The sequence below is a fragment of the Variovorax sp. SPNA7 genome (genome assembly GCF_033807855.1).
In the GTDB taxonomy this organism is placed as follows: Bacteria; Pseudomonadota; Gammaproteobacteria; order Burkholderiales; family Burkholderiaceae_C; genus Variovorax; species Variovorax beijingensis.
The window spans coordinates 3,530,831-3,554,056 of record NZ_CP138513.1; the positions used below are offsets into that span (position 1 = coordinate 3,530,831).

At 68.1% G+C, this 23,226-nt stretch carries 20 protein-coding genes; all 20 read right to left on the reverse strand.

Translation table 11 applies throughout. The features are described from left to right. Nucleotides 1-285: 285 nt before the first annotated feature. Nucleotides 286-696 (reverse strand): hypothetical protein, encoded by a 411-nt coding sequence (locus RZE77_RS16600; RefSeq protein WP_319438391.1) that lies wholly within the window; start codon nucleotides 694-696, stop codon nucleotides 286-288. 12 nt (nucleotides 697-708) lie between these two features. Continuing rightward, nucleotides 709-2,931, reverse strand: coding sequence for a M1 family metallopeptidase (locus tag RZE77_RS16605; RefSeq protein ID WP_319438392.1), 2,223 nt, complete (start codon nucleotides 2,929-2,931; stop codon nucleotides 709-711). 666 nt (nucleotides 2,932-3,597) lie between these two features. Beyond that, entirely contained in the window at nucleotides 3,598-4,704 is a 1,107-nt protein-coding gene (locus RZE77_RS16610; RefSeq protein ID WP_319438393.1) for a porin, read from the reverse strand. 40 nt (nucleotides 4,705-4,744) lie between these two features. Continuing rightward, nucleotides 4,745-5,713, reverse strand: coding sequence for a PDR/VanB family oxidoreductase (locus tag RZE77_RS16615; RefSeq protein WP_319438394.1), 969 nt, complete (start codon nucleotides 5,711-5,713; stop codon nucleotides 4,745-4,747). A gap of 18 nt (nucleotides 5,714-5,731) precedes the next feature. Then, nucleotides 5,732-6,775, reverse strand: coding sequence for an aromatic ring-hydroxylating dioxygenase subunit alpha (locus RZE77_RS16620; RefSeq protein ID WP_319438395.1), 1,044 nt, complete (start codon nucleotides 6,773-6,775; stop codon nucleotides 5,732-5,734). Between the two features lie 13 nt (nucleotides 6,776-6,788). Continuing rightward, the gene (locus RZE77_RS16625) at nucleotides 6,789-7,010 is read right to left on the reverse strand and encodes a recombinase-like helix-turn-helix domain-containing protein (protein ID WP_012748259.1); all 222 of its coding nucleotides are present in this window, start codon (nucleotides 7,008-7,010) and stop codon (nucleotides 6,789-6,791) included. 40 nt (nucleotides 7,011-7,050) lie between these two features. Further along, on the reverse strand, nucleotides 7,051-8,049 hold the full coding sequence (locus RZE77_RS16630) for a Bug family tripartite tricarboxylate transporter substrate binding protein (protein ID WP_319438396.1): 999 nt from the start codon (nucleotides 8,047-8,049) through the stop codon (nucleotides 7,051-7,053). Between the two features lie 17 nt (nucleotides 8,050-8,066). Beyond that, complete coding sequence (locus tag RZE77_RS16635; protein ID WP_319438397.1) at nucleotides 8,067-9,038, reverse strand: VOC family protein; 972 nt, start codon at nucleotides 9,036-9,038, stop codon at nucleotides 8,067-8,069. Then, nucleotides 9,035-10,513 (reverse strand): aldehyde dehydrogenase, encoded by a 1,479-nt coding sequence (locus tag RZE77_RS16640; protein WP_319438398.1) that lies wholly within the window; start codon nucleotides 10,511-10,513, stop codon nucleotides 9,035-9,037. Before RZE77_RS16640 ends, RZE77_RS16635 begins: the two co-directional genes overlap by 4 nt. Nucleotides 10,514-10,525: 12 nt before the next feature. Beyond that, the gene (locus RZE77_RS16645; protein ID WP_319438399.1) at nucleotides 10,526-11,320 is read right to left on the reverse strand and encodes an aspartate dehydrogenase; all 795 of its coding nucleotides are present in this window, start codon (nucleotides 11,318-11,320) and stop codon (nucleotides 10,526-10,528) included. Nucleotides 11,321-11,325: 5 nt separating this feature from the next. Then, complete coding sequence (locus tag RZE77_RS16650; RefSeq protein ID WP_319438400.1) at nucleotides 11,326-13,041, reverse strand: thiamine pyrophosphate-binding protein; 1,716 nt, start codon at nucleotides 13,039-13,041, stop codon at nucleotides 11,326-11,328. Continuing rightward, nucleotides 13,034-13,870, reverse strand: a complete 837-nt coding sequence (locus tag RZE77_RS16655; RefSeq protein ID WP_319438401.1) for an SDR family oxidoreductase — start codon at nucleotides 13,868-13,870, stop codon at nucleotides 13,034-13,036. The genes RZE77_RS16650 and RZE77_RS16655 overlap by 8 nt, the downstream gene beginning before the upstream one ends. An 8-nt stretch (nucleotides 13,871-13,878) precedes the next feature. Then, nucleotides 13,879-14,715 carry an IclR family transcriptional regulator gene (locus tag RZE77_RS16660; RefSeq protein WP_319438402.1) on the reverse strand — a complete coding sequence of 279 codons (837 nt, stop codon included), beginning with the start codon at nucleotides 14,713-14,715 and terminating at the stop codon, nucleotides 13,879-13,881. Between the two features lie 53 nt (nucleotides 14,716-14,768). Next, nucleotides 14,769-15,644: an alpha/beta fold hydrolase gene (locus RZE77_RS16665; RefSeq protein WP_319438403.1), complete on the reverse strand. Its 876-nt coding sequence runs from the start codon at nucleotides 15,642-15,644 to the stop codon at nucleotides 14,769-14,771. A gap of 14 nt (nucleotides 15,645-15,658) precedes the next feature. Next, nucleotides 15,659-16,207 (reverse strand): cupin domain-containing protein, encoded by a 549-nt coding sequence (locus RZE77_RS16670; protein ID WP_012748269.1) that lies wholly within the window; start codon nucleotides 16,205-16,207, stop codon nucleotides 15,659-15,661. A 33-nt stretch (nucleotides 16,208-16,240) separates the two neighbouring features. Further along, a complete protein-coding gene (locus RZE77_RS16675; protein ID WP_319438404.1) occupies nucleotides 16,241-17,056 on the reverse strand; it encodes an SDR family oxidoreductase in 816 nt (271 codons plus the stop codon). A 6-nt stretch (nucleotides 17,057-17,062) separates the two neighbouring features. Beyond that, nucleotides 17,063-18,046, reverse strand: coding sequence for a Bug family tripartite tricarboxylate transporter substrate binding protein (locus RZE77_RS16680; RefSeq protein WP_319438405.1), 984 nt, complete (start codon nucleotides 18,044-18,046; stop codon nucleotides 17,063-17,065). Between the two features lie 186 nt (nucleotides 18,047-18,232). Beyond that, a complete protein-coding gene (locus RZE77_RS16685; RefSeq protein WP_319438406.1) occupies nucleotides 18,233-19,489 on the reverse strand; it encodes a D-amino acid dehydrogenase in 1,257 nt (418 codons plus the stop codon). Nucleotides 19,490-19,548: 59 nt separating this feature from the next. Continuing rightward, entirely contained in the window at nucleotides 19,549-20,580 is a 1,032-nt protein-coding gene (locus tag RZE77_RS16690; protein ID WP_319438407.1) for a 2-dehydropantoate 2-reductase, read from the reverse strand. Next, on the reverse strand, nucleotides 20,580-23,204 hold the full coding sequence (alaS, locus tag RZE77_RS16695) for an alanine--tRNA ligase (RefSeq protein ID WP_319438408.1): 2,625 nt from the start codon (nucleotides 23,202-23,204) through the stop codon (nucleotides 20,580-20,582). Before alaS ends, RZE77_RS16690 begins: the two co-directional genes overlap by 1 nt. Nucleotides 23,205-23,226: the final 22 nt, after the last annotated feature.

Genomic DNA, 23,226 nt, shown 5'->3' on the forward strand with positions numbered 1-23,226 from the left:
ACTCCCCTCCGCGAATGTCCCCCGGGGCTACGCCCCTCCTCCTTTATTTCGCTGCGGGGAGCACCCGATGCCCTGTGCACCAGGGCACGTTGCTGGTGTATCGCTGATCAACCAGTGCTCTGATCACGCTCCCGCTGATGGGGTGCCTTGCGCAGCGAAATCAAGGAGGAGGCCGCAGGCCGGGGGACATTCGCGGAGCAAGGTACCCCGTCGGCGGGAGCGCGCCCTGAATGAACCCGAACCCGCTCCCGCGCCCTCCCCTTCAACGCAAACGCAAGAACCGCGTCACAGCTTGTACGCCTCCACCGGCCCCTGCGAATAGAACAGGAAGTAGCCGGTCTCCGTCTTGAAGCTGTTCTTCTGCCACCCCGGCAGCACCTTGAAGATCGCGAGCTGGTCGCTCGACACGCCGACAAACGCGGTGTTCTCGCTGTCGGTGGTGATCCGGTTCCAGCGCTCGCGCGTCACAGGCTGCATCTGCATCTTCGGTTCGCTCCACTCGGGGGTGCGGACCTTGTCGCGCATGATGTAGCGGCCGCCCTGGCGCTCGATCTTGACCAGCTCGCGCAGCGCGCCGTTCTTCTTCACGGCATAGACACCGACCAGCTGCGCCTCGGGCTCGGCGCGCGGGCCGCAGCCGGCCAGCAACAGCAGCGACGACAGGCCGGCCGCAAGGCAGTTGAGTGACTTTTTCATGATGGTGCGTCCTCAGCGCTTCTCGTTGCCGCGCAGCTTCAGGCTGCCCTGGTAGCGCAGCGCGTGCGGATAGTCTTCCTTGCCGCCGGCCTCCTGCGCCCTCATCTTCTGCTGGCTTGCCTCGGTCTTGGCCAAGAGCGTCGTCGGCAGGTTGAGAACGCCCTTGATCTGGTCGTACTGCCCCTGCGTGATGCGCCCCACCGACAGCAGGCGGAACGCGTCCCGCTCGATGTTCAGCAGGAGCGGCTTGTTGTCGGCAAAGTTCTGCGCCTTGGCCAGCAGGTCGCTCCATGACTGCGTGCTGTAGTTGCTCACGTAGTAGTCCTGCCCCGTGGGCCCTGCCAGCACCGCGGTGCAGCCCGGAAGATCCAGCTGCGTGGTGCTGGTCGCCATGACGAAGCTCTTGCGCTGCTCCATCGCGTCGCCGTAGGCCAGCGTCACGGGAATGGTCCACGCCGAGGCCGGATAGGCGTTCTGGTTCGGGAACGACTCCTGGCTGATCGACACGTAGGTGCGGTCGCCCGCGCATTGCGCGTCCACCGTCAGCAGCGGCACGCCGGTCTGGCGGATGAAGCTGTCGCCGATGTCCGCCACCTTCTTGCCACCGCTCGCCTTCTCGATGGAGGTCCACAGCCGCGACGGCGTGGCATTGCCGAAGGCGTAATCCTTCAGGTAGATCTGCAGGCCCTTCTGCATCGCCTCCTCGCCGATGTAGTTCTGCACCATCTCCAGCACATGGCTGCCCTTGTTGTAGACGAAGATCGACGGGCTGATGAAGCCGAACGAACCCGCATCGTTGAGGTTGCGCTGCACCGGCACCGCCGTGTCCTTCAGGTCGGCCACGATCACGGCGTGCTTGTCAAGCACGTAGTCGGAGAAGCTGTAGTAGTTCGGGTGGAATTTGATCGTGGTGCGGCGGTCGAACCAGCGCGCGAACGATTCGTTGAGCCATACGTTGTCCCACCAGTCGAGCGTGACGAGGTCGCCGAACCACTGGTGCGCGATCTCGTGCGTCACCACCGTCACCGAATACAGCGTGGGCGTGTCGCCCGGCCTGGTCAGCACGCGGTCGGCAAACTCGAAGATCGAACCCCAGTTCTCCATGCCGCCGAAGCCGGTGTTGGGCTTGTTGTCGTAGCTGTCGTTGGCTGCCACGGTATCGAACTTCTTGAACGGCAGTGGAATTCCGGTGTAGTTGTAGTAGTAGTCCATCGCCACCTTGGTCCACTCCATGGCAAAGGTGGCCCAGGTGGAGCGGCCCGGCGGAGTGAACCAGCGCAGCGGCATCTCGCTGCCGTCGAGCGGGTTCTTGAAGGTGTCCGAGAGAATGTCGAACTTGCCGCCACCGAAGAACGCGAGGTACATCGGCATCGAAGGCGTCTTCTCGAACGACACCTGCTGGTAGCCATCGGGCAGCTTGACGGCCGACTTCTGCGCGGCGTTCGACACGGTCTGCCAGTCGCCCGGCACCTCGGCGGAGATCTCGAAGGTGTGGCGGAAGGCCGGCTCGTCCCAGCCCGGGAACCATTGCCGCGCAAAGTTGGTTTCGCCCTGCGTCACGATCGCATCGCTGCTCACGCCCTCGGGCGTGGAAAGGCCCACCTTGAAGATGCCGGTGGCGGCCGAGCAGAACGGATTGCGCGCCATCTCGTCGGGCGGGCAGTACTCCGCGTCGGAGAACTGGATCTTGCCGTCCCACTCCATGTGCAGCAGGTACTTGCCCTTGGCGATCTGCCCGTCATTGCGCCGTAGCTGGACGAAGTCGCCCAGCGTCTGCGGCGTGGGCACCAGCGCAATCACCTCCGAAGGGTTCGACAGCTTGCGCAAGGTGGTGCGGCCGTTCGCAAACTTGAGGTCGTGCGCGGCAACCACGATGGCATCGACCGGCTTGAGCACCTCGATCTCCACGTCACCGCGCCCCACGAAGGTCTTCAGCGCCGCATCGGGCCTGAACCACAGCTTGTAGTTGATGGGCCAGACGGTGTCGGGCAGCTCCATCGGCTTCACGGAGCGGTCGACCTGCGCCACCGAAGACTCGGGTGCAAGCACAGGGCCGTCGTTGGGCGCCGGGGACGAGGCGGCAGGACTGTCGAGCGAGGGCGCGGACGCGTTCAGCCCGGCACCGCCCAGGGAAGCGTCGCCGCCGCCTCCTCCGCCACCGCAGGCCGTGAGCACGGCAAGGGTCACGGCGGTGATGGCAAGATGGCCGACGACTGGCTTGGCAAGTTTCTTCATGATGATCGCCTCTTGGTAAGGACAACGAGCGCCGCCCCGCTTGCGCCGGCGGGTAGCCGGCAGTGCGCGGACGCGCGCAGGAATGGATGAACAACACATCGAACAGGCAGCACCGCGCCCTCCCGCCGAACCAGAGGTTCGCCAGGAAACACGGCACGGCAATGCCTTGCTTTTTTCAGCCGGCGCGGCGCGAACGCGCAGCACCAGACCGCAGCGCAAGCGATGCGGGCGGTCCCAGGATGCGGGGAGTGATGGGTTCCATTCCCGTCGAGTGCGAGGGCGATGGAATGCCGGGCTGGGCTGGATGCCTGAGCGGTAGGCTTAGCGCAAGCGCGCTGGCGCTGCGGCTTCATGCGCCGCAGCGGCCATCGAAATGGCGGCCGCTGCGGCAGGTTCTCTTGTAGCTGTTGTGGGTAGCTTCACGTGCGCTCTCCCTCCTTGGAAGTGCGCACATTTTTAGCTGATCGAAGATGACAGCGTCAACGAAGCACGGAACTTTTCGCTCTCAAAATGTTCGCGCGCCATACGACAAATGGAGTCATCGAACACGCGCGCGCAAGGCACTACGAAGATGGTTCTTTCTTCATGCCATGCGCACTGCACTGAACGGGAAAGCGGAATGCATTCGGTGTGACCCCATAGCCACACCATGCGCGCGAACAGGCCCTAGAAGATGTGGCGCATGCCGAACTCCGTGCCGCTGGAGGCGCGGTTCGGCATGGTGATGGCGCCCGCAAGCGCTTGTGCCGCGCCATTGCGGTTGCCGATGCGCGCGAAGGTGGCGTACAGCGCGGTGCGCTTCGAGAGGTTGTGCACATAGCCGATCGCGAACTTCGAGGTGGTCGGCTTCAGTGCGGCACCCGCGGGCTCGAGCCGGTAGTGCGCATACGAACCCTTGATCTCGCCCGGGCCGACCGGCAGCTGGAAGCCGATCAGCGCGCCCTTGCCGTCGGTGCTGCCCTTCGACTCGGTGTAGAGCTCGCCCGTGAGCTTCAGGCTCATCAGCGAGGGACCGAAGGTGTAGGACGCGCCGAGGTTGGTCACGCGGAGGTCGCCGCTCGCGTAGCGCGTCTTGCCGGTGGCCAGCGCAATGTTGAAGCCGCCCTGCAGATAGCCGAAGCGAAAGCCCACGTGGCTGCCGTCGCGGCGGTTCGAGCGCAGCGTGCCCGGCAGCACCGAGGTCGAGTCGTTCTCGCCCATCGCATACATGGCCTGTCCGTAGAAGCCGCCCAGGTTGCCCGGCAGGAAGTAGCCGATGCTGTTCGACGCGCGCGTGCCGGTGGGCGCGGGCAGGCCACCAAGGCCCGAGAAATAGATATGGTTGGCGCCGATGCCGCCGCCGGTTCCGAACGGATCGAAGATGGCCGTGTTCCAGAAGGCCGGCACGTAGTCGCGGCCCAGGCGCACTTCGCCGAACGGACCCGCGAGGCTCAGCGTCGAGCGGCGGTTGAAGCTCAGCACGCCCGGCGTGCCGTTGCCGCTGGCCTGGTTGTTCGTGTTCGAGGGAAAGCCCGTGCCGCTGTCGTTCTGCAGGCCGGCCTCGAGCCAGAAGCCCGCCGAGAGGCCGCCGCCCAGGTCCTCGGTTCCGCGGAAGCCGATGCGGCTGAACATGTTGCCGCTGCTGGTCAGCTGCGTCTTGCGGGCCGATCCGTCGCCGCTGCCGCGCGTGTGGGTGACGGCCGCGTCGACCACGCCGAACAGGGTGACGGAAGATTGGGCCAGCGCTGCGCCAGCCGCGCCGGCCGAAGCCAGCGCGAACACGTACTTTTTCATGGGATGTCTCTCTACGCTTTCTTGCTTTGGTGGGGGAATCTCAGATATCGAGCACCAGCCGCTCGCCCTTGCAGCGAGAGACGCAGATCATCATGGTCTTGTTGGACGCACGTTCGATCTTGGTGAGGATGCCGTCGTGGTGGTCGATCTCGCCTTCGAGCACGGTTGTTTCGCAGGCGCCGCAGACGCCTTCCTTGCAGCTGTGGTCGGGGTTCAGGCCGGCATCGATCAGGCTGTCGAGGATCGACTTTCCGGGGGGCACCTCGACGCACCGGCCGCTCTTGGCGCACTCGACCACGCAGCCCTGCGTGGCACTCGGCGCCTCCACGTGCACCGCGGCAAAGCGCTCGATGTGGGCATTGGCATAGCCCAGCGTCTCGCAGCTCTTCTCGAAGGCATCGAGCATCGGCGTGGGGCCGCAGCAGTAGTAGTGGCTGGTGGTGCCCTTGCCGGCCAGCAGCGCGGCCAGGTCGGGCGGCGCGCCCTTCTCGTCGTCGAAGTGCCAGGTGATCGGCACCGCGTTCTCGCACGCCAGCGCCTCGATCGCATCGCAGAAGGCGGCCTCCTTGCGGGTGCGCGCGCAGTAGACCAGTTCCACCGGCTTGCCCAGCGCCGCGAGCCGCTGCAGCATGCACCAGATGGGCGTCACGCCGATGCCGCCGGCCACCAGCACCGAATGGCCCGCGCCCTCTTCCAGCTTGAAGTTGTTGCGTGGCACCGAGATCGGCAGCGTCATGCCCACGCGCAACTGTTGATGCACGTAGCGCGAGCCGCCGCGGCTCTTGCGGTCGTTGAGCACGCCGACCACGTAGCGCTGCCGGTCGCTCGACGGATTGCACAGCGAGTAGCTGCGCACCAGGCCGTTGGGCAGGTGCAGGTCGATGTGGGAGCCGGCCTCGAAGGCGGGAAACTCCGTTTCGGGCGAAGCCGGCCGGAACTCGACGCTGACGATGCCGTCGGCCTCGTAGCGCATCGTGTGCACCAGGGCGTTCAGCGTGGGGGAAGACATGGCAAAGCTTTCTATGGATCAGGCCGTGGCTGCGGCGGGTTCCACGAGCTGGGCTTGCGCCAGGTTCCGCATATGGCGGCGCAGGCGCACGATGCCCAGGTCGTGCTGGTACAGGTTCTCGTGCTGGTTGGCGTCGGGCTCCATCTCTTCGAGCATCACGCGGTCCTGCTCCAGCACGTGCCAGTGGCGCACCTCGAGGCGGTTCTTGTAGAGGAAGCGCCAGGTGTCGCGCTCCCAGCCCTGCGGCAGCTTGCGCACGCGCCAGAAGAAGGTGGCCGTCATGCCCTTCACGATCGGCGAGAAGGCACCGATGATGATGAAGTTGCCGCCGGGGCCGCCGGTCTTCGGATACGGAATTTCCAGCCGCATCCAGTGGATGCCGGTGTCGGCCCATTCGGTCCAGTCGAAGTTGACGTTGCGCTGGCCTTCCTTCTCGAACACGAAGCCGGTGTCGGTCTGGCGGATGCCGAACTTGGCCGTCGAATCGCCCTCGGCCATCGAATGCGACTGCTTGTGCAGGTAGGTGCCGTGCATCGGGTCCATCACGTTGTCGAGCACGTAGCGGTAGTCGCCCTTCCACTCGGTGTAGCAAAGGAAGCTCGAATACTCGGCATCGTCCGTGAGCTGCTCGGGCAGCACCAGCGGCGGCGGCACGTCGACCGATTCCTTCCCGTTGTAGAGGAAGACGGCGCCCGCACGCTCCTGCACATGGAAGTGCCGCGTGGCCTGCGAGCCTTCGAGCTTGCAGCCCGGACTGCCGGGCACGCGCGTGACGACGCCGTCATGGCGCACTTCCACGCCGTGGTAGGGACACGAGAGCCGGTCGCCCAGCACCACGCCCTGCGACAGCGGCGCGCCGCGGTGCGGGCAGCGGTCTTCCAGCGCATGCAGCACGCCTTCGCCGTCGCGCCACAGCGCGATCTTGCGGCCCAGGCGGCGCAGCGAGACGGGGTTCTCCTTGATGAAGTGCGAGGGGCAGATCGGATACCAGAGATCCTTCAGGCCGATCTCGAGCAGGTGATCGACCGGATCTGCGGCAACGGGGGTAATGGCAATGGTCATGGTGTGATGCTCCTCAGGCGGCCAGCGTGGCCATTTCCTTGCGGTACAGCGCCTCGGTCCACGGCTGCCCGCCGGGGGTGGCCAGGCCGCTGTCGTTGAGCCGCTGCACGAGGCCGGGCAGGTCGTGGATGCCGTCGGCAAAGGCACGCTCGATCACGTCGCCCAGCAGGTCTTCATAGGTGGTCGCGGGGCGCTGGCGCGCCTGGTGCGGTTGCAGGTAGCGGTCTTGTTGCATGGTTGCCTCCGTGGGGTGAGGTGGATGTGAAAGGGGCGGCTCACTCGGCCACGATGTTGCGGGCCTTGATGACCTTGGCCCACACGGCCGTCTCGTCGCGGATGTGCGCGGCAAAGGCGGACGGCTTCATGGCGGCGTCGGTCATGCCCTGGGCCTTGAGGCGCTCGCGCACGTCGGGCTGGGCCAGCATCTCGGCCGCGTCCTTGGCGAGCTGCTCGACCACCGCGGGCGGCGTGCCCTTGGGTGCCAGCAGGCCATACCACGAGGTCACGGCCACGCCCTGGATGCCCTGCTCCGCCAGCGTGGGAATGTCGGGCGCGGCGGGGCTGCGCGCGGTTTCGGTCACGCCCAGCGCAACGAGCTTGCCATTCTTGATGAAGGACATGGTCGCGGGCAGGTTGCTGAACATCAGCGGCACCACGCCGCCGAGCACGTCGTTGAGTGCGGGCGCCGTGCCCTTGTAGGGCACGTGCAGCAGGTCGATGCCGGCCTGCTGCTTGAACAGCTCGCCCGCCAGATGCAGGCCACTGCCCACGCCGGGCGAGGCATACGACAGCGTGCCGGGCCTGGCCTTGGCCTGCGCCACCAGATCCTTCGCGCTCCTGATGCCCGACGAGGGCGAGGCCACCAGCACATTGGGCGCCTTGGCCAGCATGGTGACGGGCACGAAATCCTTCTCGATGTCGAACGGGAAGTTCGGCATCAGCGTGGGGTTGATCGTGAGGTTGCCCGCGGGCACCACCAGCAGCGTGTGGCCGTCGCCCTTGGCGCGTTTGACCTTGTCGATGCCGATGTTGCCGGCCGCGCCGACCAGGTTCTCGACCACCGCGGCCTGGCCGTAGCGCTTGGCGAGCCCGTCCGAAAGCACGCGCGCCAGTGTGTCGACCGGGCCGCCGGGCGGGAACGGCGAGACGATGGTGAAGCGGTCGCTCGAGAGCTGCTTCTGCGCGTCGCCCTGGGCACGCGCGGGCGAAGCAATGGCGAAGGCCGACAGCGCGGCGAACACAAGGGAAAGGGAAAGGGAAAGACGTCGTTGCATGGTCGTGGTTGTCGGATTCACTTTTTCTCTGTGAGGAAGGCGCCTTTCGGGCCTTCCGCGTTCTTCTGGCGGCGCGTGTTGCCATCGAGGCCGCCGTCGACCGCCCATTCGGCAAACACCGTGGGGCCCGGCTCGAACTCGCGCGGCTGCCAGTCGGCGGTAAGCTGGTCTTCGTCCGCGTAGTACTCGATCAGGCCGCCGGCCGGATTCTTGAAGTACCAGAAGTAAGCCGACGACACCGGGTGCCGCCCCGGGCCCAGTTGCGTTTCCCAGCCGCGGCGCGAAAAATGCAGGCCGCCGCCGAACACTTCGTGGATGTCGCGCACGGTAAAGGCCACATGGTTGAGTCCGCGCTTGCCCGAAGGAATTTGCAGCAGGAACAGGTCGTGGTGGCCGCCCTCCGGCGCGCAGCGCATGAACGCGCCGCGGTTCGGATAGCTGTCGGACGAGATGAAGCCGAAACGCTGCGCATAGAACGCGCTGGTGGCCGCCACGTCGCTCACGAAGAACACGACGTGGCCGACTTCGATCGGCGTCGCACGCTCGTAGACCGGTGCCGGCTGGTTGATGCGCGGCTTGGCGTTCCAGGTGTTCATGGCGCCGCAGTCGAGCTCGACCGCATGCTTGCGGCTGACCTGCAGGCGCACGGCCAGGCCGTTGGGGTCGATGCAGCCGATACGGCGCGCGCCGTCGGTGGTGCCGTCGAAGAAGGCCGGGTCCTGGGCGATGGCGGCGGCGTAGCGGTCGAGGTCCGCTTCGCTTTCCACGCCCCACACCACTTCGCGCAGCGTCGGGCCCTCTTCCATCGCGGGCGGCAGGCCCGCCTTGTCCAACGCCGCGACGACCACCTTGCAGCCGTTGAGGCACTCGAAGACGAGCTCGTCGGCCGCTTCCGACTTCAGCGCGAGGCCCCAGTCCTCGAAGAAACGGCGGCAGGTGGGCAGGTCGTCCGCCCCATAGGTGATCTGGTCGATGCCAAGTACGCTCATGTCAGTGCCCAGGGCAGAGGTTGTTCGTTGGTGCCCCAGTACATGCTCTTTTGCTCCATGTACTGGAAGATGCCTTCGCGGCCCTTCTCGCGGCCCAGGCCGCTGTCGCGCCAGCCGCCGAAGGGGGTGGAGACCGAGAACTGCTTGTAGGTATTGACCCAGACCGTGCCCGCCTGCACCGCGCGGCCGAGCTTCCAGGCGCGCTTGAAGTCGCGGCTCCAGACGCCCGCGGCCAGCGCGTAGACGCTGTCGTTGGCCTGCGCGATCAGCGACTCCTCGTCGTCGAAGGGCATTGCGACCAGCACCGGGCCGAAGATCTCTTCCTGGCTGATGCGCGCACTGTTGTCCAGGCCTTCGATGATCGTCGGCCGATAGAAGTAGCCCTTGTCGTACTCGCCGCCATGCGGACGCACGCCGCCGGTGCGGATGCGCCCGCCTTCGGACACGCCCAGTTCCACATAGCGCTCGATGCCCTCGCGGTGCCTGGCGGTGATGAGCGGGCCCATCTGCGTGCGCTCCGAGGCCGGGTCGCCCACGCGCAAGGCGTTGGCGCCTTCGGCCAGCCGCGTGAGGAACTCGTCGTAGATGCCGCGCGCCACGAAAAGCCGCGAGCCCGCGATGCACGATTCGCCCGACGAGCTGAAGATGCCGTAGAGCACCCCGCTCACCGCATGGTCGAGGTCGGCATCGTCGAGCACCATGGTCGGCGACTTGCCGCCCAGCTCCAGCGACACCGGCATCATCTTGTCGGCCGCGATGTGCGCAATGTGCTTGCCGGTGGTGGTGCCGCCGGTGAACGACACGCGCTTGACCAGCGGGTGCTTCGTGATCGCATCGCCGATGACCGAGCCCTTGCCTGGCAGCACGCTGACGATGCCTTTCGGCACGCCGGCCTGCTCGCAGATGCGCGCGAGTTCCAGCGCCATCAGCGGCGTGACTTCGGCGGGCTTCACGACCACCGCGTTGCCGGCCGCCAGCGCGGGCGCGAGCTTCTGCGCTTCGCTCGCGATCGGCGAGTTCCACGGCGTGATGGCCGCGACCACGCCCATGGGCTCGTGCACGCTCATCGTGACGAAGGCGCCGCGCGAAGGCGTGATGGTTTCTTCGAGCGTTTCGAGCGCGGCCGCGAAGAACTGGAAGGTGCCGGCCGCGCTGGCCACGAGGTTGCGCGTTTCGTTGATCGGCTTGCCGTTGTCCAGGCGCTGCTTCTGCGCGAGCAATTCGCCTTCTTCGCGGATCAGCTGCGCCACGCGGTGCAGCACGGCGGCGCGCTCGTGCGGCAGGCGCTGGGCCCAGCCGCTGTTGCGGAACGCGTGGTCGGCGCGCGTGATGGCTTCCTCGACGTCGGCCAGGCTTGCGGCCCTGAGGCGCGCGATCGGCTCGCCCGTGGCGGGATAGAGGCTCTCGTACACGTCGCCGCCGCCCAGGCGCCACTCGCCGGCAACGCAGATCGGAAGAAGTTCGGAAGAGATCATGGTGGGAATGGCTCAGATGGCGAGTGCCGCGGCCCGGTTGCGCAGCGCGCGCACCGCGCTGTACACGGTGAGCGCGGAGGTTTTGGGGTTGGCTGCGAGCGGCTTGTTGCGCATGGTCAGCTCGAAGCTGCCGAAGGCGCCCTCGGCCTCGACCGTGTGCACGTTGTCGGCGATGGCCGGATCGGCGATCAGCCGCACCATCGTCTTGTCGAGCCCCAGCCCCGCGAGCGACACGGTCGCCGCGACATTGGCGTTCTTGGGATAGAGCTGTGCCGCCTCGCGTGCGCAGCCTTCGAAGATCACGGTTTCCTCGGTCAGCGCATCGAGGTCGCGGCCCTGCTCGGCCGGCGTGCCCTTCCAGGCCTGCGGCGGCTTGCGGCCCGTGTAGCGCACGCTGTCGAGCCCGCCGATGCGGGCGGCTGCCAGCGCATCGATGGCACCGATGGCGCCCGCGATCAATTGCACCTGGGTGCGGCCGGCAGTGGCGGCGGCTTCGAGCCTTTCGGCGAGGCCCGCAGCCGACAGCGCGCCCACCGAGGCGACGATGCACGGCGTGCCGCGTGCGAGCGCCGGCAGCACATGCTCCTCGATGGCCGCATGGCCGGCCGTCTCGACCACGAGGTCGATGCCTGAAGCCGGCACGCGGCTTGCAACCGGCACGCCGGGCGCAAGCCTCTGCGCAGCGGCCACGCCTTCTTCAGGCACGACGATGGCCGCCACCGCCAGCGCGGTATCGCCCTTGAGCAGTTCGAGCACCGAAGTGCCGATGGCACCGCAGCCGATGAGTGCAACGCGCAACGCGGCCATGCCGATCACTCCACCGACGCGGCGGCAGCCTTGCCGAGCGCCGGGATCTGGGTCACGGTGTTGGTCGGCGGGCCCGCGAAGGCGCTCTTGAATTCGCCGATCGACAGCATGTCGATCTCGAGCAGGAACGGGCCCTTCCTTGCCAGCGCCTCGCCGAGCTTCGCCTTCAGCTCGTCCATGCGCTGCACGCGCGCATGCGGCAGGGCCAGCGAGGCGCACAGCATCGCGTAGTCGGGCGTATGCAGGTCGGCATAGCAGCGGCGGCCGCCGTACTGCGCGTCCTGGATGTTCTTGATGACGCCGTAGCCCTTGTCGTTCATGAGCACGATCACCATGTCGGCCTGCTCCTGCACCGCGGTGGCAAGCTCGCCGAGGTTCAGGATGAAGCCGCCATCGCCGGCCAGGCAGAAGGTCTTGCGGCCCGAGCCCGTCTCGGCCGCACCGATGGCCGCGCCGATGGCCATCGGCATGCCCTGCCCGATGCCGCCACCCGTCGCATGCACGCCCGCGCTCGGCTCGAAGATGCGCAGCTCGCGGTTGCCCCAGGTGCTGTTCGACACCGTGACGTCGCGCACCCAGTTGAAGCTGCGGCCGGCTGCAGCCTGCAGCTCCTTCACGAGCGCGGCGTAGGGACCGAGGCCGTCGGTCAGCGAGGCCACGGCCTGCGCGTGTGCGGCGCGCAGTTCGGCAAGCAGCGCCGGGTCGGCGCTGTACTTCGCGGATTCGAGTCGGTCGGCCAGGCCTTCGAGCGCCAGCGCGGAATCGCCGTAGACGAACAGCTCGGTGGCGTAGCCGCGGCCTTCGGCGGCGGCGTCGGCATCGATGCGCAGCAGCGGGCGCGGCAGCTTCAGCTCGTACTTGAGCGTTTCGTTGCCGCGCAGCCGCGAGCCGACGACCAGCATCGCATCGCAGCGCTGGTAGAGCGCCTCGACCGGCTTGTGGATGTTGTAGGAGCCGAGCGAACCCGCATCGTCCTCGGGCACCGTGCCGCGGCCCTGCGTGGTCGTGACCACGCCGAAGCCGAGCTTCTGCAGCCGGCGGATCGCGGCGCCCGCATGGCGCGCGCCACCGCCGACCCACAGCATCGGGCGCCTGGCGGCAACCAGGCGCGCCGCCAGTGCGTCGAGCGATGCGGCCGAAGGCACGGGCCGCTCGATCGGCAGCGGCGACAGGTCGGCCGGCATGGTCGTGAGCGCGGACTGGATGTCGATCGGGATCTCCACGCTGACCGGGCCGGTCGGCGCCGTCAATGCAAGCTGCACCGCGCGCTTGAGCGTGCCGAGCACGGTCTCCACGCTGCGCACCCGCAGGGCCGCCTTCGACACCGCCTTGAGCATGGTGAGCTGGTCGGGCGCCTCGTGGATGTACGACATGCCCTTGTCGAGGTACGGCGTCTCGATCTGCCCCGTGATGTGCAGCAGCGGCGCACCGGCCGTCAGCGCCTCGACCATGCTGCCCGCGATGTTGCCGGCCGCCGGGCCGGTGCTCGTGAGGCACACGCCCAGGCTTGCCGTGGAGCGCGCATAGGCGTCGGCCATGTTGCCGGCCCCGGCCTCGCCGCGCGCCGGCACGAAGCGGATCGCGCCGCGCTGCGCGAAGGCATCGAGGATCGGCATGTTGTGGATCGAGATCACACCGAATGCCGCCTTGACGCCGCACTGTTCGAGAAAGGCCGCGACGACTGCGCCGACCGTGACCGTGTTGTTGTTCGGGTTATGCATGGCGCGAAAGGCCTCCGGAAATATCGATGTGGCTGCCGGTCGTGTACGACGCGAGCGGTGAAGCGAGGAAAAGAATGGCGCGCGCGGCTTCGGTCGGAAGCCCCAGGCGGCCCAGCGGGATGTGCTTGTTCTGCGCGAGCTGGCCGCTCCATGCGGCCCAGTCCTGCGACTGGTCTTCGCGCGCCTCGAAGCGGCGGCGCCACTGGCCCGACTCGACCAGGCCGATCAGGATGCCGTTCACGCGCACTCCCTGCGGTGCGAACTCGGTGGCCATCGAGCGCACCAGGTTCAGCAGGCCGGCGCGCGCGGCCGAGGTGGCGACCATGTGCGGCTCGGGCTGGCGCGCGAGCAGCGAGTTGGCGCAGACGATGGCGGCGTCGCCGTGCACGATCCGCTGCGCAGCGAGCTGCGGCAGGAAGGCGCGCGTCGGGTTGATGACCGAGAAGAACTTCAGGCTGAGCTCTTCGGTCCAGGCCGCGTCGTCGGTATCGGCGAAGGTGGAGACCCGCCCCTGCCCCGCGTTGTTGACCAGCATCGAGGCCGGGCCGAGCGCGGCCTCGCTGGCGGCCGCAAAGGCGCGCACCGAGGGGCCGTCGAGCACGTCGCAGGGTTGCGCGAAGAGCCGCGCGTCAGGGTGCTTCTCGCGCAGGCCTGCAACCGCGCGCTCCAGCCGCCCGGCATTGCGCCCGCACAGCGCCACCGCGGCGCCGCATTCGAGCAGCAGCTCGACCGTGGCCAGGCCGATGCCCGAGGAACCACCCGTGACCACGGCCACGCGGCCCGCCAGTGCGTCGGCGGCAAAGAAGGAAGAAGAAGATGGCTGTGTCATGGCGTGGTTCATGCGCTGCGAAGCGGCACCACCTTTTGCGCGCGGGCGGGCGAGTAGTTCAAGAGGCCCGAAATTTCTTCGGCGGTGGCGCGCACGCGCTGCACCATCTCGTCCATGCGGTTCTCCTCGATGTGGCCCGAGGTGATGGTCGCGCCCAGCGCCGCCACGATATGGCCGCTGTGGTCGCGCACCGGCGCCGCAATGCTGGAGATGTTCGATTCGAAGAAGCCTTCGCCCAGCACATAGCCGCGCGTGCGGTCGGCCTGCACCATGTCGAACAGCTCGCTCACGGTCTTGGGCGTGCTCGGCGAGAAGGTCTCGAGCCTGTCTTCGGGGTAGAGCGCGCGCAGCTGCGGCAGCGTGAGGTCTTCGAGCAGCACGCGGCCGAGCACCGTGGCATGGGCCGGCAGGCGCGTGCCCACGGTGACCGAGCTTGCGAAGGGCGTGGGCGGCGCCACTTTGGCCACGTAGACGATGGAGCGGCCGTCGCGCACCACCAGGTTGCAGGGCGTGCGCAGTTCGTCGCACAGGCGGTTGAGCAGCGGCGCGCCCAGTTGCGTGAGTTCCAGCGAGGCCAGGTATTCGAAGCCCAGGCGCAGCACGGCCAGGCCCAGGCGGTAGTCGCGCCCGCCTTCGGCGCGCTCGAGAAAACCCATGTTCTCCAGCGTGGTGAGAAGCCGGAACACGGTCGAGCGCGGCAGGTCGAGGCGGCGCGCCAGCTCGGGCGCGGAGAGCGTGCGGCTCTCGCGGCTGAACTCGCACAGCACGCGCAGGCCGCGTTCGAGCGCCGGCACGTTGTAGCGCTCGCCGCCCTCTTCCATTGTCTCGTTGTCGTTGGTGGCCATGGTGGTTCGTTCTTCCCGTTGGTGGTCTTGTCGTGTGTCTTCTATCAGGCCTGTCAGGCGGCCAGTGCTTCGCGCAGCAGTGCGGCAACGGCCTGCGGCTGCTCCACGTAGCTCGCGTGCCCGGCATCGGCAATCGGCTCGAGCGGCACGCCGCACCGGCGCGCGACTTCGGCGCAGGCCTCGGGCGTGGTGACGGCGTCGAGCGCGCCGCAGGCCACGCGCACCGGCATGGCGGGCGGCAGGTCGGCCAGCAGGTCGGCATTGCACAGCAGTTCGACGGCCTGGCGATAGCCGCCCCCGTTGAGTTGCGCCATGTTCCACTGCACCCACTGGCGCGCGAGTTCGCTGGCGTTGGCGGACACCAGCCGGCCCGCGCGCTTCGCGGCCATGCCGGCGATGCCGAGCTCGTCGAGCGTGGCAAGCCGCTCGGCGCGCACCTTGCGGCGGGCTTCCTCGCGCTGCGGGGCGCCATAGCCGGCCGCGGGGCTGACGAGCACGAGGCGCCGGATGCGCGAAGCCAGCGCCGAATCCTTGCGCGCCGCGCAGCCTGCCGTGATCGCACCGAGCGAATGGCCGACCAGCACGCAGGACTGCACGTCGAGCGCATCGAGCAGGCCGTGCAGCCGCTGCGCGTAGTCGGCCGCGGAAGGCGCCGCGGGCGCGAGCGGCGTCGATGCGCCGTAGCCCGGCGCATCCCACGCGACCACGCGGGCCTGCGGCGCAAGCAGCAAGGCGACGTTGAGCCACGAGGCCGCACCCGAGCCGATGCCATGCAGGCAGACGATGGCCGGGCCCGCGCCGCATTCGCGCACCGACACCGCGGCGCCGCCGCCCACCGGCACGGCGCGCGCCGGAAAGCGGGCCTCCAGCAGCGCCAGCTCGGAAGCGGGCAAGGCGGTCGGCGCGTGGGTGGCAATGGCGTCGTTCATGGCCTCTTTCTTCTTCAGCGCTTGATCTTCGCGAGCGGATGGTCGGCCGGATAGGTCGGCGTCACGGGCTTCTTCGCGCCGAGCATCACGCACATCAGCGCGTCTTCGTCGCCGATGTTGATTTCTTCGCGGTACACGCCGGGCGGCACCGAGATCAGGTCGCGGTCGGTCATGATCGTTTCGAAGCGCTCGCCGTCTTTTTCGATCACCACCTTGAGCTTGCCGCGGATCAGGAAGAACACTTCTTCCACATCGGTGTGCAGGTGCGGCGGGCCTTCATGCCCGGCCGGGATCACCATGGTGGAGAAGGTGAAGTGCTCGGCCGGCACGGTGTTGACGTCCTTCGCAACGCCAGTGCCGCCCGTGCCCACGTAGCGCATCTGCGCGCGGCGGAACTTGGGGTCGAGGTCGGCCTGGAACTTGAGCGCATCCCAGTCGTACTTGCGGGTTTCGTAGCGCGCGATGCGGCTGTTCATCCACTCGGCCAGGCTGCTGCCTTCGGGCTGCGCCAGCGTGCTGCCGGCGGTATCTGTGATCTTCTGCTGTTCGGACAGATCGCTCATCGTGTTCACTCCATTCGTCGGAAAAAATTTGAATCAGTGCATCGCAAAGCCGCCGTTGACGGCCAGCAGCTGGCCCGTCACGAAGCGCGCGAGGCCGGAGAGCAGGTACAGCGTGGCGCCGCAGACGTCGGCGGCCTGCTGCTCGCGCGGGATGGCGCGGCCTTCGAGGTACTTCTGGTGGCGCGCCATCGGCACGTACTCGGTGGCTTCCACCAGCGTGAGGCCGGGTGCCACGGCGTTGACGGTGATGTTGTCGCCGCCCCATTCGCGCGCCAGCGAACGCGTCATGGAAATGACGGCGCCCTTGCTCGACGCATAGGCCAGCAGGTTGGGCGCGCCCCACAGCGCGGTGTCGGAGGCGAGGTTGACGACTGCACCGCGCCCGCTGGCCGCGAGCGCGGGCCGGCAGGCGCGGCCCATGAGCCAGGTGCCGCGCACGTTGACGTTCATCACGCGGTCCCAGGTGTCGACGTCGAGCTGGTGCGCATCGCGTCCGCCCGAATTGGTGATGGCCGCGTTGTTGACGAGGCCGTCGAGCCCACCGAGCAGGCGAAGCGCTTCCGCGGCGCAGGCTTCGATCGAGGCCGGGTCCGACAGGTCGACGGCCAACGCATGCGCCTTGTGGCCGGCATCGCGAAGTACCTTGGCTTCGCTCTCGGCCAGCTCGCCGAGGATGTCGGCCAGCACCACCTGCGCGCCGGCCGCGGCGATGCACTGCGCAAACGCAAGCCCCAGCCCGCGCGCGCCGCCGGTCACGAGGATGCGGCGGCCCGCCAGCAGGTTGGCGGGCAGTTCGGCCAGCAGGGCCTGCAGGCTCGAGGGATCGGGAAGGGCCTTGGGTTCGGTCATGCTTTTTCAGTCGGCCTGGATGCCGATGTCCTTGATGACCTTGCCGAAGCGCTCGAAGTCCGCGGCATTGGTCTTGCCGAGGACGTCGGCGCCGCCGCCCACCGGCGTGGTGCCGAGAACGGCCATGCGCGAGACGACGTCCGGCATCTTGAGGATCTCGTTGAAATGCGCGTTGAGCGTCTTCACGGTTTCGGGCGGCAGGTTGCGCGGGCCCCAGAGGCCGTTCCAGGCCGTGACCTCGACGTCCTTGTAGCCGAGCTCCTGCAGCGTCGGCACTTTGGGCGCAAGGGCCGAGCGCTCGCGCGATGCCACCGCGAGCGGCAGCATCTTGCCGTTGGCGAGGTGCGGCGCCACCGGGCCCAGCGTGATGAAGGTGGCGGGCACGTGGCCGCCCAGCACGTCGTTGACCGCGGGCGCCACGCCCTTGTAGGGCACGTGCGCGAGGTTCACGCCCGCGGCGCGGTTGAACATCTCGCCCAGGATGTGCATCGGCGAGCCGCTGCCCGGGCTCGCATAGGTCAGCGGCTTGCCGCCCTTGGCCGCGGCCACCAGGTCCTTCGCGCTCGCCATGCCGCTGGCGCCGCTCGCCACCAGGAACAGCGGCTGGCTGCCGGTCTGCACGATCGGCGTGAAGCCGTTCAGCACGTCGTAGCTCGAGGCGCCGCCCGTCTTGAGCACCAGTTGCGCGATCGAGAAGGTGCTGGGCGAAAGCAGCAGCGTGTAGCCGTCGGGCTGCGCCTTCGAGACATGGGCGCTGCCGATGATGCCGCTGGCGCCGGGGCGGTTGTCGACCACCACGGGCTGGCCCACGCGCGCCGACAGCTTCTCGGCGAAGAGCCGCGCCAGCGCGTCGGTGTCGCCGCCGGCCGGATAGGCGACGACCAGCGTGATCGGCTTGCTCGGATAGCTGTCGGCCCGGGCGAGCCCGGTGGCGCAGGCGGCGCCCAGTGCGACGGCGGCTGCAATGGCTTGTCGGCGTGTGGATGGCATGGCGTTCGTGGGTTGATCTGCTTGTTTCACTAATGAAACAATGATTTATTAATGGAACGAGACGAAGAATACCGAGTACGAATGGCTTCGTCAATCTAGGTACAAACCCTTGAATCGAGCGCGCACGGCCGCGGCCCGCCGTACCGACGGCGGGTGGTTATCAGGCGGGTTGTCCGGCGGCTCGGCTCACGCGCCGTAGCGCGCCACCGTCAGCCCTTCCATGTCGATGGCGGGGCTTCGGCCATCGATCAGGTCGGCCATCACGCGGCCGGTGCCGGCCGCCATGGTCCAGCCGAGCGTGCCGTGGCCGGTGCTCAGCAACAGGTTGGGAATGCGCGTGTCGCCGATCACCGGGGGGCCGTCGGGCGTCATGGGGCGCAGGCCGGTCCAGAAGGAGGCGTCGCGCACGTTGCCGCCCTTCGGAAAGAGGTCGGTCACGACATGCTCGAGCGTGTCGCGCCGCTTCGCATCGAGCCGCAGGTCGAAGCCCGAGAGCTGCGCGGTGCCGCCCACGCGGATGCGCTCGCCCAGCCGCGTGACGGCCACCTTGAAGGTCTCGTCCATCACGGTGGATTCGGGCGCGCCGCTGGCGTCGGAGATGGGCACGGTGATCGAGAAGCCCTTGACCGGGTACACCGGCAGGTCGATGCCCAGCGGCTTCACCATGGCCGGCGAGTAGCTGCCGAGCGCCACCACGTAGCGGTCGGCCGTGAAGCGGCCGGCATCGGTGTTCACGGCCGTGACGCCGCCGGCGTCGTGCTCGATGGCCTGGATGGCCACGCCGAAGCGGAACTTCGCGCCGGCCGCCTCGGTCAGCACCGCCAGCGCCTGCGTGAACTTGAAGCAGTCGCCGGTCTCGTCGCCCGGCAGGCGCAGCCCGCCGACGAACTTGTTCTTCACGGCCGCAAGCGCCGGCTCGTACTGCACGCAGCCTTCGCGGTCGAGCACCTGGTAGGGCACGCCGGAGGCCTGGAGCACTTCCACGTCCTTGGCGATGCCGTCGAGCTGCTTCTGGGTCCGGAAGAGCTGCAGCGTGCCGAGCGCGCGCTCGTCGTAGCGGATGCCGGTGTCGGCGCGCAGCGCCTTCAGGCAGTCGCGGCTGTATTCGGCAAGCCGGACCATGCGGCCCTTGTTGAGTTCATAGCGCGCCTGCGTGCAATTGCACAGCATCGACAGGCCCCAGCGCCACATGGCCGGATCGAGCATGGGCTTGATCACGAGCGGGCTGTGCTGCATGAGCATCCACTTGATGGCCTTGAGCGGCACGCCGGGTCCGGCCCAGGGCGCCGAATAGCCGGGCGACACCTCGCCCGCATTGCCGAAGCTCGTTTCGAGCGCGGGCGCGGGCTGGCGCTCGAGCACCGTCACGTCGTGGCCGGCGCGCGCCAGGTAGTACGCCACCGAGGTGCCGATGACACCGCTGCCGAGGATCAGAACCTGCATGAGAACACTCCCTTGAAACCATGCGCACCGATGGCCCCCCGGAGGGTACAGCGTCCGCGCTACAGGCCCAGTGCGTCTTGCAATTGCCGTGCCGTCCAGCGCCGGGGCTGCGCGGGCCACTCCTCGAGCAGCGCGAACATCCGTGCGTTGCGCGGCGCTTCCAGGTCCTGGTCCTGCGCGAGCCGCACGACCTCGCCGCTGAGCGCATCGATCTCGGTGCGGCGCCCGAGCGCCAGGTCGTCGGCCATGCTCGAGCGGGCCTTGGCGTCGATGCGCAGCATGCGCGCCGCGACAATGCGAAACAGCCAGTCGGGCAGCCGCAGCACGGCCGACAGCCGCTGCGCCGGCACCGCGGCCACCTGCGCGGGCGCGATGCCGGCGCTGCCCAGCACGCCCAGCGCCTCGTCGATCAGCGCCGCAAAGCAGCGCCGGTAGCCGCGCTGCAGCAGTTCGTCGCGCAGCGGCAGGCCCGAGAGCGCATTGACGGGATTGTTGAGGTTGAGCAGCAGCTTGCCCCACTGCACCGGCAGCAGGTCAGGGTAAAGGTCGAGCGGTACGCCGGCCCGCTCGAAGACCGGCAGCCAGGGCCGCAGCGCCGCATCGTCCTGCGCCGCCAGGCGGCCGGCCGTTCCGCGGTGGAAGGCGCCGGGCCCGATCTCGGCCACGTTGTAGGGCACCATGCCCGGCAGCACCTGGAGCGTGGGCCCCACGCGCGACGCCGCGGCGCAATTGGAAATGCCGTTCTGCAGCGAGAGGACCAGCGTGCCCGCGGGCAGCGCAAAGGCGAGCTCGGCGGCGGCGGCGGCCGTGGCTCCGCTCTTCACGCACAGCAGCACCAGTGCCGGCATCGCGCCGACGGGCACCTGCTCGCTCAGCCGAAGGCTCGCGGCCGGCAGCCGATGCGTGCCGCCTTCCAGGTCGGTGAGCGCCAGGCCGTGTTCGGCCAGGCCCTGCAGCACGCGCGGACGGCCGACGAAAGTGACCGGCACACCGGCCGCCGCCAAGCTGCCGCCCACGAAGCAGCCGATGGTGCCCGCCCCCATCACCAGCACTTCGCCGGGAGGCCGGTCGGGCACCTCGGCTCGGGCCATCAGGTGCGTTCCGCCACCCAGGCTTGCACCGATTGGAGCGCCGCCGGCAGGCCCGCGGCATCGGTGCCGCCGGCCATGGCCATGTCGGCCTTGCCGCCGCCCTTGCCGCCCACCTGCTGCGCAACAAAATTGACCAGTTCGCCGGCCTTGACCTTGCCGACCGTGTCGCTCGTGACGCCCGCAGCCACCTGCACCTTGGCGCCGTCGACCGCGGCCAGCACGATGACAGCCGTCTTGAGCTTGTCCTTGAGCTTGTCCATGGTGTCGCGCAGCGTCTTGGCGTCGGCGCCGTCGAGCTTGGCAGCCAGCACCTTGATGCCGTTGACGTCCACCGCCTGCGCCAGCAGCTCGTCGCCCTTGGACGACGCGAGCTTGCCCTTGAGCGAACCCACCTCGCGCTCCAGCGCCCTCACCTGCTCCAGCACCTGCACGAGCCGGCCCTGCAGCTCGGCAGCGGGCGACTTGAGCGTGGCGGCCACGCTCTGCACCGTGGCTTCGAGCTCCTGCAGGTAGCCGAGCGCATTGGCGCCGGTGACGGCTTCGATGCGGCGCACGCCGGCGGCCACGCCGCCTTCGCTCACGATCTTGAACAGGCCGATGTCGCCCGTGCGGCCCACGTGGGTGCCGCCGCAGAGCTCGCGGCTCGAGCCGATGTCGAGCACGCGCACGCTCTCGCCGTACTTCTCGCCGAACAGCATCATGGCGCCGGTCTTCTGGGCCGACTCCATGTCCATCACGCGCGCATGCGTCTCGGTGTTGGCCAGGATCTCGGCGTTCACGCGCTTCTCGATCTCGAGGATCTGGTCGTGCGTGACGGGTGCGTTGTGTGCGAAGTCGAAGCGCGTCTTGTCGGCATCGACCAGCGAGCCCTTCTGCTGCACGTGCGTGCCCAGCACTTCGCGCAGGGCCTTGTGCATCAGGTGCGTGACCGAGTGGTTGCGCATGGTGGCGGCGCGGAGCGCGGTGTCGACCGCGGCCTTGACCGTGTCGCCCACCTTGAGCGTGCCCTGCGTCTGCGTGCCGTGGTGGCCGAACACGTCGGCCTTGATCTTCTGCGTGTCGTCCACGCCGAACTGCACGCCCTCGGCCACCAGCACGCCCTGGTCACCGACCTGGCCGCCGCTCTCCGAATAGAAGGGCGTGGTGTCGAGCACCACGATGCCGGGCTGGCCTTCCTTCAGTTGCTGCACGGCCGCGCCTTCGAAGTACAGCGCCACGACCTTGGCGTTTTCTTCGAGCTTCTCGTAGCCCGTGAAGACGTTGCCCGCGCCGCCGTATTCGACGTTGCGGTCCATCTTGAACTTGCCGGCGGCGCGGCCTGCGGCCTTCTGCTTTTCCATGGCGGCATTGAAGCCCGCCTCGTCGACGCTCACGCCGCGCTCGCGGCACACGTCGGCCGACAGGTCCAACGGAAAGCCGTAGGTGTCGTGCAGCTTGAAGGCGACTTCGCCCGGCAGCGTCCTGGCGTCGCCGGCCAGGGCCGCATCGAGGATTTCCATGCCGTTGGCCAGCGTCTCGAAGAAGCGTTCTTCCTCGGCCTTGAGCGTGTCGGTGATGCGCTTCTCGTCGGCCACCAGCTTGGGGTAGGCCTCGCCCATGAGCTTCACGAGGTCGGGCACCAGCTTGTGGAAGAAGGGCTTCTTCTGGCCCAGCTTGTAGCCGTGGCGAATCGCGCGGCGCACGATGCGGCGCTGCACGTAGCCGCGGCCTTCGTTCGACGGAATGACGCCGTCGGCCACCAGGAACGAGGTGGCGCGGATGTGGTCGGCAATCACCTTGAGCGAGTTGTTGCCCAGGTCCTTCTCGCCGGTTTCGCGCGCGGCGGCCTTGATGAGCGCGTCGAAGATGTCGATCTCGTAGTTGCTGTGCACGTGCTGCAGGATCGCGGCCAGGCGCTCCAGGCCCATGCCGGTGTCGACGCAGGGCGCGGGCAGCTTCTTGACCGAGCCGTCGGGCTGCATGTCGAACTGCATGAACACGTTGTTCCAGATCTCGATGTAGCGGTCGCCGTCTTCATCGGGCGAACCGGGCGGGCCGCCGGGGATCTCGGGGCCGTGGTCATAGAAGATCTCGGAGCACGGGCCGCAGGGGCCCGTGTCGGCCATCATCCAGAAGTTGTCGGACATGTAGCGCCCGCCCTTGTTGTCGCCGATGCGCACCACGCGCTCGGGCGGCAGGCCGATTTCCTTGGTCCAGATGTCGTAGGCCTCGTCGTCCTCGATGTAGACCGTGGCCCAGAGCTTGTCGGCCGGCAGCTTGTAGACCTGGGTCAGCAGCTCGAAGGCCCACTTCAGCGAGTCGCGCTTGAAGTAGTCGCCGAAGCTCCAGTTGCCCAGCATCTCGAAGAAGGTGTGGTGGCGCGCGGTGTAGCCCACGTTCTCCAGGTCATTGTGCTTGCCGCCGGCGCGCAGGCAGGCCTGGACCGAGGCGGCACGAACGTAGGGGCGCTTGTCTTCGCCGAGGAACACGTCCTTGAACTGCACCATGCCCGAGTTGGTGAACATGAGCGTGGGGTCGTTGCCCGGCACCAGCGAGCTGGAGGCCACCACCGTGTGGCCCTTGGAAGCGAAGAAATCGAGAAAGGTCTTGCGGATGTCCGCGACCGTGATTGTGGGCTGGCTCATCTTTGGATTTCGTCTTCTGTCG